Origin of the sequence: Paraburkholderia sp. 22098 (genome assembly GCF_052045935.1) — a bacterium.
Lineage (GTDB): Bacteria > Pseudomonadota > Gammaproteobacteria > Burkholderiales > Burkholderiaceae > Paraburkholderia > Paraburkholderia caledonica.
In genome coordinates this window covers 81,347-95,734 of the sequence record NZ_JBQEPV010000009.1, presented here as the reverse complement: position 1 = coordinate 95,734, position 14,388 = coordinate 81,347, and the positions used below count along the sequence as shown (strand labels likewise).

Annotated in this window: 14 protein-coding genes; 5 read left to right on the top strand and 9 right to left on the bottom strand. The window is 63.4% G+C overall.

Annotated elements, in window-relative coordinates:
• Window positions 1-23: 23 nt before the first annotated feature.
• From ACTJLB_RS20010 to ACTJLB_RS20000, 3 genes are read left to right on the top strand one after another with little or no spacing between them, the layout of a single operon-like run.
• Window positions 24-1,373: an MFS transporter gene (locus tag ACTJLB_RS20010; protein ID WP_440784271.1), complete on the top strand. Its 1,350-nt coding sequence runs from the start codon at window positions 24-26 to the stop codon at window positions 1,371-1,373.
• Entirely contained in the window at window positions 1,370-2,413 is a 1,044-nt protein-coding gene (locus tag ACTJLB_RS20005; protein ID WP_440784270.1) for a hypothetical protein, read from the top strand. Before ACTJLB_RS20010 ends, ACTJLB_RS20005 begins: the two co-directional genes overlap by 4 nt.
• Before the next feature lie 59 nt (window positions 2,414-2,472).
• On the top strand, window positions 2,473-4,128 hold the full coding sequence (locus ACTJLB_RS20000) for a tannase/feruloyl esterase family alpha/beta hydrolase (protein WP_440784269.1): 1,656 nt from the start codon (window positions 2,473-2,475) through the stop codon (window positions 4,126-4,128).
• A 99-nt stretch (window positions 4,129-4,227) separates the two neighbouring features.
• Here the strand turns inward: ACTJLB_RS20000 and rng are convergent, their stop codons facing one another.
• The 9 genes from rng to upp form a co-directional block, all read right to left on the bottom strand.
• A complete protein-coding gene (rng, locus tag ACTJLB_RS19995) occupies window positions 4,228-5,697 on the bottom strand; it encodes a ribonuclease G (RefSeq protein ID WP_020069534.1) in 1,470 nt (489 codons plus the stop codon).
• Between the two features lie 9 nt (window positions 5,698-5,706).
• The gene (locus ACTJLB_RS19990) at window positions 5,707-6,336 is read right to left on the bottom strand and encodes a Maf family protein (RefSeq protein WP_440784268.1); all 630 of its coding nucleotides are present in this window, start codon (window positions 6,334-6,336) and stop codon (window positions 5,707-5,709) included.
• A 189-nt stretch (window positions 6,337-6,525) separates the two neighbouring features.
• Complete coding sequence (gene rlmH / locus ACTJLB_RS19985; RefSeq protein WP_020069536.1) at window positions 6,526-6,996, bottom strand: 23S rRNA (pseudouridine(1915)-N(3))-methyltransferase RlmH; 471 nt, start codon at window positions 6,994-6,996, stop codon at window positions 6,526-6,528.
• A gap of 66 nt (window positions 6,997-7,062) precedes the next feature.
• Window positions 7,063-7,518, bottom strand: coding sequence for a ribosome silencing factor (gene rsfS, locus ACTJLB_RS19980; protein ID WP_020069537.1), 456 nt, complete (start codon window positions 7,516-7,518; stop codon window positions 7,063-7,065).
• Between the two features lie 4 nt (window positions 7,519-7,522).
• Window positions 7,523-8,239 (bottom strand): nicotinate-nucleotide adenylyltransferase, encoded by a 717-nt coding sequence (locus ACTJLB_RS19975; protein WP_204522480.1) that lies wholly within the window; start codon window positions 8,237-8,239, stop codon window positions 7,523-7,525.
• A gap of 61 nt (window positions 8,240-8,300) precedes the next feature.
• A complete protein-coding gene (gene hemF / locus ACTJLB_RS19970) occupies window positions 8,301-9,224 on the bottom strand; it encodes an oxygen-dependent coproporphyrinogen oxidase (RefSeq protein WP_440784267.1) in 924 nt (307 codons plus the stop codon).
• Window positions 9,225-9,384: 160 nt separating this feature from the next.
• The gene (gene purD / locus ACTJLB_RS19965; RefSeq protein WP_310352176.1) at window positions 9,385-10,683 is read right to left on the bottom strand and encodes a phosphoribosylamine--glycine ligase; all 1,299 of its coding nucleotides are present in this window, start codon (window positions 10,681-10,683) and stop codon (window positions 9,385-9,387) included.
• A gap of 336 nt (window positions 10,684-11,019) precedes the next feature.
• Window positions 11,020-11,748: a YebC/PmpR family DNA-binding transcriptional regulator gene (locus tag ACTJLB_RS19960; protein ID WP_013339911.1), complete on the bottom strand. Its 729-nt coding sequence runs from the start codon at window positions 11,746-11,748 to the stop codon at window positions 11,020-11,022.
• Window positions 11,749-12,214: 466 nt separating this feature from the next.
• Window positions 12,215-12,865 (bottom strand): uracil phosphoribosyltransferase, encoded by a 651-nt coding sequence (gene upp / locus ACTJLB_RS19955; RefSeq protein ID WP_027776630.1) that lies wholly within the window; start codon window positions 12,863-12,865, stop codon window positions 12,215-12,217.
• Between the two features lie 249 nt (window positions 12,866-13,114).
• On the opposite strand from upp, the gene ACTJLB_RS19950 reads away from it, so the two are divergent.
• The gene (locus ACTJLB_RS19950; RefSeq protein WP_020069543.1) at window positions 13,115-13,894 is read left to right on the top strand and encodes an SDR family oxidoreductase; all 780 of its coding nucleotides are present in this window, start codon (window positions 13,115-13,117) and stop codon (window positions 13,892-13,894) included.
• Between the two features lie 98 nt (window positions 13,895-13,992).
• Window positions 13,993-14,382 carry a methylglyoxal synthase gene (locus tag ACTJLB_RS19945; protein ID WP_020069544.1) on the top strand — a complete coding sequence of 130 codons (390 nt, stop codon included), beginning with the start codon at window positions 13,993-13,995 and terminating at the stop codon, window positions 14,380-14,382.
• Window positions 14,383-14,388: the final 6 nt, after the last annotated feature.

Below are 14,388 nucleotides of genomic sequence, written 5' to 3'. Positions count from 1 at the left end.
GCAGCCGAATACAAAGGAGACACATGCAAACCGTTATGCAAGCGGTCACGCCCGCTGTGGCCGCGCCACCTCTGAGCCGTTCACAGATGCGCCGCGCGGTGCTTGCTTCAGTCATCGGCAATGGTCTTGAGTGGTTCGACTTTCTGATCTACGGGTATTTCGCTAAGGTCATTGCACAGGTGTTCTTTCCCGCGAACAACAGCTTTGTGTCGATCACATTGACGCTGGCCACGTTTGCAATTGGCTTCCTGGTGCGGCCGCTCGGCGGCATCGTTATCGGCGCGTGCGCCGATCGTTACGGGCGCCGCAAGACGCTGTCGCTGCTGATTCTTCTGATGGCGCTGAGTACGCTGATGATGGGCCTGACACCCGGCTACGCGACTATCGGCATTGCGGCGCCGCTCATTGTGATCGTCGCGCGCATTCTGCAGGGGCTGTCGGTGGGCGGAGAGTTCGCAACCGCAGCTGCAATGCTGACGGAATATGCGCCGCCTCGGCGCAAGATGTTCTTCGGCAGTTTTCAAATGACGTCGCAGGCTGTCGCGCTCCTGCTCTCGTCGTTCTGTGCGTTGCTCCTCACCACGCGGCTCTCGCACGAATCGCTCGTGTCGTGGGGCTGGCGCGTCCCGTTCCTGCTCGGCGCGCTCGTCGGTCCGGTGGGCTTTTATATCCGGCACAAAGTGGGCGAGTCGCCGGAGTTTCTTCAGCTGCGCGAGCGGCTCGGACACGCACCGCGTCAGTCGCTTCGCACGTTCATTCGTGAGCGCGGCGACGCGGCGCTGTGCGCGATGGGCGTCATCATCGTTGGGGCCGCAACGAATTACATGTGGCATTCGTACATGCCGCTATATGTCGAGCACCAGCTGCATTTGCCGCTGAAAAATGCGCTATTCGGCACGGCCATTTCTGGCCTGATCGGCATTGCCGGCTATCCGCTGGCGGGGCGTCTTGCCGACCGTTTCGGCGCATATCGTCTGTTTTTCCCGGTCACGATAGCGTGGGTGTGCGTTGCCTATCCGCTCTTTGCATGGGTGCTCGCAGCGCCGTCCGCTGAACGTGTGTTCACCGCGCAAATGATTGCGACTGTCGTGCTTAGCCTCATGTCCGGTGCGCACCCCGGCATGCTCACGCAGCTCTTTCCGACCTCGACGCGCTCCACAGGCGTTGCGCTCTCGTACAACGTGGCGGTTACGCTGTTCGGCGGTCTTGCACCCCTCACGGTTTCGACGTTAATCGACTTCACCGGCTCGCGGTTGGTCCCGGCGTGGTATCTGATCTGCGCAGGCGTCATTTCGCTGCTGCTTGTTGGACTGACGGCTTCCGGGCGGCGCCTGGTTCGCAAGCCCGATCTCTGGCTGGCCGACGGTCAATGAGCGGCGCGATGAATCTTGTGACGGACAGCGATGCAAGGCCACGCAACGAAGTGCCTGTGCAGGTGATAGCCAGCGAACGGTTGATCGTATCGAACGCGCGCGGTGAGGCAGCCGTGCCGCTTTTCAAGGGCGGCAGTACGCGGCCCACTCAAGCGACTCGCGTGGTCGTGATGCTGCACGGAAGACTTCGCGATGCGGATGCGTATCTGCAATCTACGCAGTGTGCGCTAGCGTCGTCGACTGTTGAGCCCGACAGCGCGATCCTCGCCGTACCCCAGTTTCTGGCGACGGCCGATGTCCAGCATCATTCGTTGCCGGCCGACTGTCTGCACTGGGAGTGGACCTCGTGGATGGGCGGTCTCGATGCGATCGGGCCGGCGCCGCTAAGCTCTTTCGACGTACTCGACGTGCTGATCGAACACTACGTGCGTGACGACGCTTACCCGAACGTGCGGGAGATCGTCGTTGCCGGGCACTCCGGCGGGGCGCAGGTCGCGCATCGTCACGCGATACTCAGCGACGCCGCCGCACGTTGCAGGGCGGCGGGAGTGAGCGTGCGTTATGTCATTGCGAATCCGTCGTCGTATGTGTACTTCGACGCGTGGCGTCCGCACCGTGCAGACGGATCGAGCGCAGACGCACGCGCCGCTTGCACCGGGTTCAACGCATGGAAGTACGGCACAGAAGGGTTGCCGCGCTATGCGAAGGAACTGGATGTCCAACAGCTTGAATACCGTTATGTCGATCGCGACGTCACTTATCTGCTCGGCACGCACGACAACGATCCGGCGCATCCGGCTCTCGACCGCTCATGCGAAGCCATGCTGCAGGGCCCGCATCGACTCGCAAGGGGCCGCGCCTATTTCGCGTATCTGCGCAGACGGCATCCGCAGTTGCGTCATCAACTGTTCGAGGTGGCGGACGCGGCGCACAGCGGTGACGCGATGTTCGTGTCGCAGGCAGGTGTGCAGGCGCTCTTCGGCACAACTGCACGGCTTATCGACACCGGCGTCGTGCACGAGGGCCGCGCGCTCGAATAGCGACAGCGGCGCGGACGCATAGCAACAACATAACCAGCCAATCGTTTCAGGAGACGAAGATGATCAGAAGATCGCTCGGGTGGGCGCTCGCCTTCACCTTTTGCATCAGCGGATGCGGCGGCAATGGACCGACCAGCGAGAATCCGGGCGGTTCGACGCCTGCGCCCACGGCGGCCACGCAATGCAGCGTGTTGAGCGGGCTGTCGATTCCGGCGTCCTCGATTGCTGTACCGACCAGCGGCGCGACGATTACCAGCGCGACGCTAGTGGAAACGAGCGGCGAATACTGCCAGGTGAACGGTGCAATCGCACCGGTCGACCCGGCTGCGCCTTCCATCAAATTCCAGGTCAATCTGCCGACCAGGTGGAATCACAAGGCGCTGCATTATGGCGGCGGCGGTTTCGACGGCACGCTGATCACCGGTGTCGATCCGCTCGACATGGCCCCGACCGGCACATCCACGCCGCTCGCAAACGGCTACGCGACCTTCGGCGACGACTCGGGGCATCAGAGTTCGAGCATTACGGACGGCAAGTTCGCCGCCAACGACGAGTCGCTTGCGAACTACGGCGGTTTGAGCCTCAAGAAGACACACGACGTCGCCATGGCGCTGATCAAAAAGCGCTACGCGAGCGCGCCCGACAAGGTCTATTTCTTCGGCAGTTCGACAGGCGGACGCGATGGTCTGAGCGAAGCGCAGCGCTGGCCGCAAGACTACGACGGCATCGTGGTGAACCGTCCCGCGCTCAACTATACGGGGCTTCGTCTGAGCAATGTCGTGCTCGGCAGGGCGCTGTATCTGAATAGCGGTGCGGGTTGGCTCGATGTGGCGAAAACGGTGTTGCTGCAGAACGCGGTCATGACCGCATGCGATGCGCTCGACGGCGTCGCCGACGGCGTCATCGCGAACGTGGCGGCGTGCAAGGCGCAGTCGGCCACGGTGCTGGCATCGCTGCGCTGCCCGAGCGGCGCGGACTCGGGCGATACCTGTCTGTCGGACGCGCAGATCGCGACCGTGCAGACCATTGCCGCACCGCTGCAGTTGCCTTATCCGCTCGCTAATGGCGTGACGCGTTACGCCGGCTACAACATTCTCGCCGGTTCAGTGTTCGCCGGGCCGAACACCACGCGCGATCTTGGCGAGTCCAGAGTCCCTGCGAATCCCGCCGGCAAGAAGGACGCTAACCAATGGGTAACGGGCGACCAGTGGGTCAAGTACTTCGTCACACGCGTGCCGACTTTCGATTCATTGACATTCGACCCGCTGAATCCCGGTACGTACCAGTCGCGAGTGCAAACCGTGTCGGCGCTCACGGACGCGACGAGCACCGACCTGAGCGCCTATGTCGCGAAAGGCGGCAAGCTCATCATGACGCACGGTCTTGCGGACGAGATAGTCAGCACTGATTCGAGCACGGATTACTACAACGGCCTTGTGCAGCGCTTCGGACAGAGCACGGTGGATGGGTTCGTACGCTTCTACCTGATGCCGGGCGTAGGCCACGGCACGGGACCGTTTCATCCGGCTGTCGATTCCCTTTCCGCACTCGATCAATGGGTAGAGACCGGCAAGGCGCCCGAAACGCTCTCGATGAGCGATCTGAACGCCGCAACGCTCGGTAGAACGCGGCCGCTTTGCCGTTATCCGCTATGGCCAAAGTACATTGGCGGAGATATCAATGTGGCCGCGAGCTTCCAGTGCGCTAGCTCCTAACGCGCAATCGCCTGACGCCGCCCGCAGGGCGGCGCCATGATCGGCGTGAGTCGAGTCTCTGAACGATGGGGAGCGCGGTTCCCGGTCCAACTGGTGGACCTACATCAGAACGATGTCGTACTGCTCCTGGCTCAGATTCGACTCCACCTGCAACGACACCGGCTTGCCGATGAAATCAATCAACATTGCCAGATGTTGGGACTCTTCTTCGAGAAACAGATCGATTACCTGTTGGGACGCAACCACGCGAAACTCACGCGGATTGAACTGTCGCGACTCGCGCAATATCTCGCGCAGCACGTCGTAGCAAACGGTACGCGGCGTTTTCACCTGACCCTTGCCCTGGCAAACCGGGCAGGGCTCGCACAGCACGTGCGCGAGCGATTCGCGCGTGCGCTTGCGCGTCATTTCAACCAGCCCCAGTTGCGAGAAACCGTTCACGGTCACGCGTGTGCGGTCGCGTGACAACGCCTTCTTCAACTCGCCCAGCACCTGATCGCGATGCTCGACGTTTTCCATATCGATGAAATCGATAATGATCACGCCGCCCAGGTTGCGCAACCGCAATTGACGCGCAATGGTATGCGCCGCTTCCAGGTTCGTCTTGAAGATGGTGTCGTCGAAATTACGCGCGCCGACGTAGCCGCCCGTATTCACGTCGATGGTGGTCATCGCTTCGGTCTGGTCGATCACCAGGTAGCCGCCCGACTTCAGATCCACGCGGCGCGACAACGCGCGCTGGATTTCGGCCTCGATGTTGTACAGATCGAAAAGCGGCCGCTCGCCTGTGTAGTGATGCAGTTTCGCGGACACCGCCGGCGTAAACTCCGCCGCGAAATCGGCAAGCATCTGATACGTCTCGCGCGAGTCGACCTGAATGCGCGATGTTTCATCGTTGACGAAATCGCGTAGCACGCGTTGCGCGAGATTCAGATCCTGATAAAGCAGACTCGTGGGCGGCATGCGCTGGCCTTGCGACAGGATCGTTGCCCATGTCTTGCGCAGATAGGCGACGTCGGCGGCCAGTTCTTCGCTCGTCGCATCTTCGGCGATGGTGCGCACGATGTAGCCGCCTTTCTCGTCGGCAGGCAATACGGCGGTCAAACGCGCGCGCACGGCTTCGCGCTCGGCTTCGCTTTCGATCTTCTGCGAGATGCCGATATGCGGCTCCTGCGGCAGATAGACGAGCGTGCGCCCGGCAATGCTCACTTGCGTGGAAAGCCGCGCGCCCTTGGTGCCGATCGGGTCCTTCACCACCTGGACCATCAGCGTCTGACCTTCGAACACGATCTTTTCAATCGGCTGATGCGGCGTCTGATGTTGCGGCTCGCCGGCAATGCGCGGGTGCCAGATATCGGCTACATGGAGAAACGCGGCGCGTTCCAGACCGATGTCGATAAAAGCGGATTGCATGCCCGGCAACACGCGCACGACCTTGCCGAGATAGACGTTGCCGACGCGGCCCCGCGACAGCGTTCGTTCGACGTGAAGTTCCTGGACGGCGCCTTGCTGGACGAGCGCGACGCGCGTTTCCTGCGGCGTGACATTGATCAGGATTTCTTCATTCATGGTGTTGTTCTAGAAGTCGATGCGCGCCGCACGCAGGAGGGCAGCGGTTTCAAAAAGCGGCAAACCCATGATACCTGAATAGGACCCGTCGATATGCTCGATAAACTCCGCGGCGCGCCCTTGCACGCCGTACGCTCCCGCCTTGCCGAACGGCTCGCCGCTCGCTACGTAGCGGCGAATCGCGTCTCGATGCAACGCAGCAAAGCGCACTGTGGATGTGGACAGCGCGGCGGGCAGCAGCTCGCCGTAAGCATCGACTACCGCCACGGCCGTCAGCACTTCGTGAGCGTGGCCAGACAGGCGCGCGAGCATCGCTTCGGCATCGTCGGCGTCGAGCGGCTTGCCGAGAATCGCGTCGTCGATCGTGACGGTTGTATCCGCAACCAGAACAGGTCGCGCGGCGTGGTTGCCGGCTACGAGCCGGGCATGCGCGGCCCGGGCTTTGGCCACGCACACGCGCTGCACGTAGTCGTGCGCACGCTCGCCGGGTAATTCCACTTCGAGCGCTTCGGCGTCTTCATCGGGGCGCGGCAGCAGCAGTTCGAAGCGCACGCCGATCTGTTGCAACAACTCCTGACGGCGCGGACTTTGCGACGCGAGATACACGAATGGATGCAGCGAAGCGGTGGACGTTGGCATGAAGTTGTCTCGAACAAACGGTTTATGTGGGCGTGCGATAACGGGCGCGCCCGGGCGTGGCTACGGGAGCGCGTCAGCAGCGTAACGAGGAACTAAGGCAATTGCCGGCGATTGCTGGCAACTGTGGTCGCAACGTCCCGCGTCAAAACCAGCGGGACTCGAAACGCCAGGCGTCCCGATCGATCTCACTCACGCGCGATGATAGGGATGATTCTGCGTGATGGTCCACGCGCGGTAAAGCTGTTCGGCGAGCAGCACACGTACCATTGCGTGCGGCAGCGTGAGGCTCGACACGCGCAGCATCATGTCGGCTCGTGCCTTGAGTTCGGGATCGAGCCCGTCTGCACCGCCGATCAGAAACGCGACGTCGCGACCGTCCTGCTGCCAGCCGGGCAGGGCGCCGGCAAGTTGCATGGTGGTCCAGTCTTTGCCGCGTTCGTCGAGCGCGACGATGCGCGCGTTTTTGGGCAACGCTGCTTCGATCTTCAGTCGCTCGGCGGCCATTACGCTCTCGGCCGGACGGCCCGACGACCGCTGCTCGGGCTTGATTTCGCGCAGCTCGATACGCAGCTCCGGCGGCATGCGCTTCGCGTATTCATCGAAGCCGACAGCGATCCAGTCGGGCATCTTGTGGCCGACAGCGAGGATGTGCAGTTTCATGATGCGTAGGAGCGCCGCTCGCGCAGCTCCGCTGGGACGCGGTTGCAGCGAGCGGTCAAAGCCCGCTCACTTGCGGCGCGCGGCCGTCTTGCGCGCGGGCTTCTTCACAGCCGGCGCCTCTTCGTCTTCTTCGTCCTCGTCGGGCTCGCTCGAACGCGCGCCGCCGAACGGATCAGGCGTAGACAGCTTGATGCGGACCGGCTTGTCGCCCCAGATTTCCTCGAGGTTGTAGTACTGGCGCAGCGCCGGTTGCAGGATGTGGACGATCGCGTCGCCGCAATCGACCAGCACCCATTCGCCGATGTCCTCGCCTTCGGTGCTGACGATGTCGCCGCCGGCTTCCTTCACGCCCTCGCGCACGCTCGAAGCCAGCGCCTTGGTCTGCCGGTTGGAGGTGCCGCTCGCGACGATCACGCGATCGAACAGCGCCGTCAGGTGGCTGGTGTTGAACACCTTGATGTCTTGCGCTTTGACGTCTTCGAGAGCGTCGACGATCACGCGTTGCAGTTTGCGAATATCCATGGATTTACCGGTGGTACAAATGATGTTGAAGAATGTAGTCCCACACCGCAGTGGGGACGTGGCTTGCGGCCTCACCCTGTTGTTCGCCGCCCACATGGGCAAGCCGCTGGCTCACCTGTTCACGCAGATGCGCGCGAATGTCGGTGGCCGAGACGTTGAACGCAAGCGTGGTGTCGATCAGCAAGTGGCCGCAAGGCGTGGCTCGCAGAACGTCGGCGCCGGCGCGGCGTGCGTCGATTTCACTCGCGACCGCGGGCGGGATCGACGCGAGATCGAAACCGGGCCGCGTGGCCGCGCAGATGTGCGCGAAGTCGAACAGGCGCCGCCAGTCGCGCCATGTATCGAGATGCACCAGTTGATCCGCGCCGATCAGCAATGCAATGGATACCTCGTCGCCTTCCCGTTCGCGCCAGCGTTGCAGCGTGTCGACAGTGTAGGTCGGGCCTTCGTGTTCGATTTCGTCGGTTGCGACTCGCACCGTCGCGCCCGGCAGCGCGAGTTGACCGGCCGCCGCGCGTGTCATGGCGAGGCGATGCACGGCCGGCGACACGTCCGCTTTCTGCCACGGCTGGCCGGCCGGCATCAGCACCAGTTCGGTCAGTTGCAGCACGTCGGCGAAACGCCGCGCGAGCGCAAGGTGGCCGTCGTGGATCGGATCGAAAGTGCCGCCTAACAAACCGATCCGGCGAGGCAGTGCAACAGGATGAGCGTTCGGCTTCAGGTGAAAGTCCTTTGTCGTAGCCAGGAGCGGGGCAGTGCGCGTCCGCGGGATTCCGGAGCGCTCACACCCAGTCGCGCGGCACGAGAAAATCGGTGTAAAGGCGCGCTTCCGGCGTGCCCGGTTCAGGATGCCAGTTGTAGCGCCAGTTCACCACAGGCGGCATCGACATCAGAATCGATTCGGTGCGTCCACCGCTCTGCAGCCCAAACAGTGTGCCACGGTCGAAGACCAGATTGAACTCGACGTAGCGCCCGCGCCGGTAAGCCTGGAAATCGCGCTCGGCCTCGCCGTACGGAATGCTGCGGCGCTTTTCGATAATCGGCAGGTACGCTTTGAGGAATCCTTCGCCCACGCTTCTCAGCATCGCGAACGATTGGTCGAAGCCCGGCGCCGAGTAATCGTCGAAAAAAATCCCGCCGATGCCGCGCGGCTCGTTCCTGTGCTTCAGGAAGAAATAGTCGTCGCACCAGCGCTTGAAGCTCGGGTAGAGGTCCGCGCCATAAGGCTCCAGCGCATCGCGGCACACGCGGTGAAAATGCCGCGCGTCTTCTTCGTAGCCGTAGTACGGCGTCAGATCCATGCCGCCGCCGAACCAGAACACGGGCTCTTCACCAGGCTTGGTGGCGACCAGCAGGCGCACGTTCATATGCACCGTCGGGCAATGCGGATTGTGCGGGTGCAGCACGAGAGAAACACCCATCGCCTCGAAGCCGCGCCCGGCCAGTTGTGGACGCGCCGCGCTCGCGGAGCCCGGCAACGCGTCGCCCGCGACGTCGGAAAAGCCAATGCCGGCACGTTCGAAGAAGTTGCCGCCTTCCAGAATGCGCGTGAAGCCGCCGCCGCGCAGCTTTTCGCCGGGCGTGCGCTGCCATGCGTCGGTGGCGAAGGGCTTGCCGTCGAACGCGCCCAGCGTGTCCGCGATTTGCGTTTGCAGGCTTTGCAGCCAGATGCGCACGGCTTGTGCGTCGTAGCTCGAATCGGTCATCAATGCAGGTGCTGAAGGCGGCACGTCGGTGCCGCGGGTTGCTCGTGAGGCGCCGCGCTGTGTTTCGAAGACGCCGTCGCGAAGGCGCGGCCGAACGTGCGCGCCCGCATACCCGCAGTGTAGCGCCGCTGGCGCCGCGAACCGGCGAGCGCCTCGCGCGTCAGTGCTTGCCTTCCGTCTTCGCGTCGTGCTTGCGGTTCAGCGCGCGATAACCGATGTCGCGGCGGTACTGCATGCCGTCGAACGAGATCTGGTTGATCGTTTCATACGCGACCGACTGCGCACTGCGCACCGAGTCGGCCAGGCCGACCACACACAGCACGCGGCCGCCCGACGTGAGGAGCTTGCCGTCGGTTAGCGTGGTGCCCGCATGGAAGGTGACCGAGTCCGCCGTCTCCGCAGGGATGTCGTTGATGCGGTCGCCCTTGCGCGGGGTATCCGGATAGTTGTGCGCGGCGAGCACCACGCCCAGCGCGGTGCGGCGGTCCCACTCCAGTTCGACTGTATCCAGCGTGCCCGCGATTGCCTGCTCGACCACCTTCGAATAGTCGCCCTTCAAACGCGCCATGATCGGCTGCGTTTCGGGGTCGCCCATGCGGCAGTTGAACTCGAGCGTTTTGGGATTGCCTTGCGCGTCGATCATCAGACCCGCGTACAGAAAGCCGGTGTAGCGGATGCCTTCTTTTTCCATGCCGCGCACGGTCGGCAGGATGATTTCGCGCATCACGCGTGCATGCAGTTGCGGCGTGACAATCGGCGCGGGCGAGTAGGCGCCCATGCCGCCGGTGTTCGGGCCCTGATCGCCGTCGAGCAGACGCTTGTGGTCCTGGCTCGACGCGAGCGGCAGCACATGCTTGCCGTCGACCATCACGATGAAGCTTGCCTCTTCGCCCGCGAGGAACTCCTCGATCACGACGCGCGCGCCGGCGTCGCCGAGCTTGTTGTCCGACAGCATCATGTCGACCGCGGCGTGCGCTTCTTCCAGCGTCTGCGCGACGACCACGCCCTTGCCGGCGGCGAGGCCGTCAGCCTTGATGACGATCGGTGCGCCCTTGGCGTCGAGGTACGCGTGCGCAGCGGCGACGTCGGCGAAGGTTTCGTATTCGGCCGTGGGGATCGCATGGCGTTTCATGAACGCCTTCGCGAAGTCTTTCGAGCTTTCGAGCTGCGCCGCTTCCTTCGTCGGTCCGAAAATCTTCAGGCCGCGGGAGCGGAACAGATTGACAATGCCTGCCGCGAGCGGCGCTTCCGGCCCGACCAGCGTGAAGGCGATCTGTTCCTGCTCGACGAAATCGGCGAGCGCGGCCGGCTCCGTAATGTCGACGTTGCGCAGACGCTCGTCCTGCGCGGTGCCGCCGTTGCCAGGAGCCACGTAGACGAGCTGGACCCGCGGCGATTGCGCGAGCTTCCATGCGAGCGCATGTTCGCGACCGCCGGAACCGACGACGAGTAACTTCATGTGAATCCCCGAGACTTTAAAAACGATAAACGGCTGAAGCAGCGAGCGCAGCCGTGCAATAAATAGCGAGATTCGCGCCGGGTCGGCCCGCGCCGGCGACTAAGCCTGCGCACCAAGCCCGGGACGAGCCCGAGCGGCGATGACGTGGCGGGCGCACAATCCTGCACCTCTGTCCAGAACGCCCGTTCAGCGCAACGATCTGCATAAAGCGGCGGTAAAGCAGCAAGCCGTAGCAAACCAGCAATCAAGCAGCAACGCGAAGGCGCGCCGGCAGCCCGTCGCGGGTTCGGGTTCGTCGATCAACGCGAGCCCAACCCGAACGGTGCCTGAGCCCACTCACTCGTCGGCGATCGCGGCGTTTGTATAGACTTCCTGCACGTCGTCCAGATTTTCCAGCGCGTCGAGCAGCTTCTGCATTTTCACCGCGTCGTCGCCGGTGAACTCGACTTCCGTCTGAGGTTTCATCGTCACCTCGGCCACTTCGGCCTTGAAGCCCGCGGCTTCGAGCGCGGCCTTCACCTTCGGGAAGTCGTTCGGCGGGCACAAAACTTCAATGCTGCCGTCTTCGTTCGTGACGACGTCGTCGGCGCCGGCTTCGAGCGCGGCTTCCATCAGCTTGTCTTCGGGCGTGCCCGGCGCAAACAGGAACTGGCCGACGTGATCGAACATGAACGAGACGGAGCCGTCGGTGCCCATGTTGCCGCCGTTCTTCGAGAACGCGTGACGCACTTCCGCCACCGTGCGGGTACGGTTGTCGGTCATGGTGTCGACGATCACCGCCGCACCGCCGATGCCGTAGCCTTCGTAGCGGATTTCTTCGTAGTTCGCGCCGTCCACACCGCCCACGCCGCGCTGAATTGCGCGGTTGACGTTGTCTTTCGGCATGTTGGCGTCGTACGCCTTTTCGACGGCGAGCCGCAGACGCGGATTCGAGTCGATGTCGCCGCCGCCCATGCGCGCCGCGACCTGAATTTCCTTGATGAGCCGCGTCCAGACCTTGCCGCGCTTGGCGTCGGCCGCTGCTTTCTTATGCTTGATGTTGGCCCATTTCGAATGACCCGCCATACCTTTCTCCGTCGCGCGCGCCAGCGGGGCGCACGCATTGTGCAATTGTCGTTGCGATTCCGGGCGCTCGTGCGTGTGCTTGCCGCTTTGCGCCTCGATGCTGAATTCGCGCCCTTGTCCGTTTAGCCGCCGTTACTCAAGTCCAAGTCGTGTCGCGTCGCGCCGTGTCTCGTCTCATCGCGCCTGGCGCGGCTGGCGGGTGCGAAGCACTGTGGCGCGGCCGGCAGGCGCCGTGCGGCTAACGCCGCGAATAACGGCTGGCTCGCCCGGTCAGCGTGCATTGCCCGCCAGGACACGCTGCGAGCCTCGAGGTGCCGGAAGCGGGGCTGCCCTTTAAGTGGACTCGAATTTTATCACGGCGGGACGGGCCGGCAGAGGCAGACGTCGACGTGAATTGCACAGAAAGTGCGCGTGCGCGGCGTTCAGCGGCGGCAATGAGATGCCGCCGGCCCCATTTTTCTATTCGTCAGTTCTTCGTTCCGAACAAGCGGTCGCCCGCATCGCCCAGGCCCGGCACGATGTACGCGTGCTCATTCAGATGCGAATCGAGCGATGCAACGAAAAGCTTCACGTCCGGATGCGCGTCCTGGAACACCTGCACGCCTTCGGGCGCGGCGACCAGCGCGAGGAACAGGATGTTCTCGCCAGCCACGTTGCGGCGCTTGAGCACGTCGACTGCATGCACCGCCGAATAGCCGGTCGCGACCATCGGATCGCACAGAATGAACACGCGGTCTTCGAGATCGGGCAGGCGCACCAGATATTCGACCGGCCGGTGATCTTCCGCGCGATACACGCCGATGTGACCCACGCGTGCCGACGGCACCAGTTCCAGCAGACCGTCCGACATGCCGATGCCCGCGCGCAGCACCGGAACGATCGCGAGCTTCTTGCCGGCGATCACCGGCGCGTCGATCTCGACGAGCGGCGTGCTGAGCCGGCGGGTGGTCATCGGCAGATTGCGGGTGATTTCGTAGCCCATCAGCAGCGTGATCTCGCGCAGCAGTTCGCGGAACGTGCGCGTCGAGGTGTCCCGGTCACGCATGTGCGACAGCTTGTGCTGGATCAGCGGGTGATCGAGGATGAAAAGGTTGGGAAAACGGCTGTCCTGAGTCATGGGCGGGGGCACGAGCGGCGGCAAAAAGGTCGATTCGGGGCCGATTCGGGGATCGGTTCGGCGCATTGCGCGGCGAGCGCAATCAACTTGCGACGGCCGGCGCACGCGCCACGGCGCAAGTTTACCGAAAGAGTGGCCCCGGAAGATACCGGAGATTGCAACAGCCCGGCGCAGTCCGGCACCGATTCTTCTAGAATCGGGGGAAACTTTGCAACCATTCAGCAAGACGCCAGCGAGGAGAACGCACACATGGACATGGGCATTGCAGGACGCACAGCGCTGGTTTGCGCGGCGAGCAAGGGTTTGGGGCGTGGTTGTGCCGAAGCGCTCGCGGCCGAAGGCGTCAACCTGACGATCGTCGCCCGCACTGCCGGCCCGCTCGAAGCGACAGCCGACGACATTCGCCGTCGAACTGGCGTCGAGGTGAAGACGGTCGCATGCGACATCACCACGCCCGAAGGCCGGGCAGCGGCGCTCGCGGCTTGTCCGCAGCCGGACATTCTGGTGAACAACGCGGGCGGGCCGCCGCCCGGCGACTTCCGCGAATTCACGCACGACGACTGGATCCGCGCGCTGGAAAGCAACATGCTCACGCCGATCGAGCTGATCCGGGCGACTATCGACTCGATGAGCGCGCGCGGCTACGGGCGCATCGTCAACATCACGAGTTCGTCCGTGAAGGCGCCGATCGACGTGCTGGGCCTGTCGAACGGCGCGCGCTCGGGCCTGACCGGTTTTGTCGCGGGTCTCGCGCGCAAGATGGCGCCCACAGGCGTGACGATCAACAACCTGCTGCCGGGCATGTTCGATACGGACCGGATCGCCGTCACCATGCAGGCGGCAGCGAAATCGAACAACATTTCCCTCGAAGAAGCCCGCGCGCAGCGCATGAAGGCGATTCCCGCCGGACGCTTCGGCAATCCCGACGAATTCGGCCGTGCCTGTGCCTTTCTGTGCAGCGTCCACGCGGGTTACATCACCGGACAGAACTGGCTGATCGACGGCGGCGCCTATCCCGGCACGTTCTAGACGCATACGTTCACGTAGGTGCGTGCCGTGGGTCCACGGCAGCACTTCGAGCAACATCACAACAACGACAATCACAACGGTTCCAGGAGTCTTACGTCATGACCACCCGCATTGCGCTGATCGCGCACGATCACAAGAAAGACGACATCGTCAAACTGGCCGGCGAATACGTCGACACGCTCAAGCGCTGCGATGTCGTCGCGACCGGCACGACCGGCGGGCGCATTAGCGAAGCGCACGGGCTGACCGTCGAGCGCATGCTGTCCGGCCCGCACGGCGGCGACCTGCAGATCGGCGCGCAACTCGCGGAAGGGCGCGTGGACATGGTGATTTTCCTGCGCGATCCGATGACGCCGCAACCGCACGAACCGGATATCAACGCGCTGGTACGCGCATGCGACGTACACAACATTCCGTGCGCGACCAACATCTCGACGGCACGCATGGTTCTCGACGTCCTCACGCTGCGTCTCACGCAACAAGTTTGACGCTGC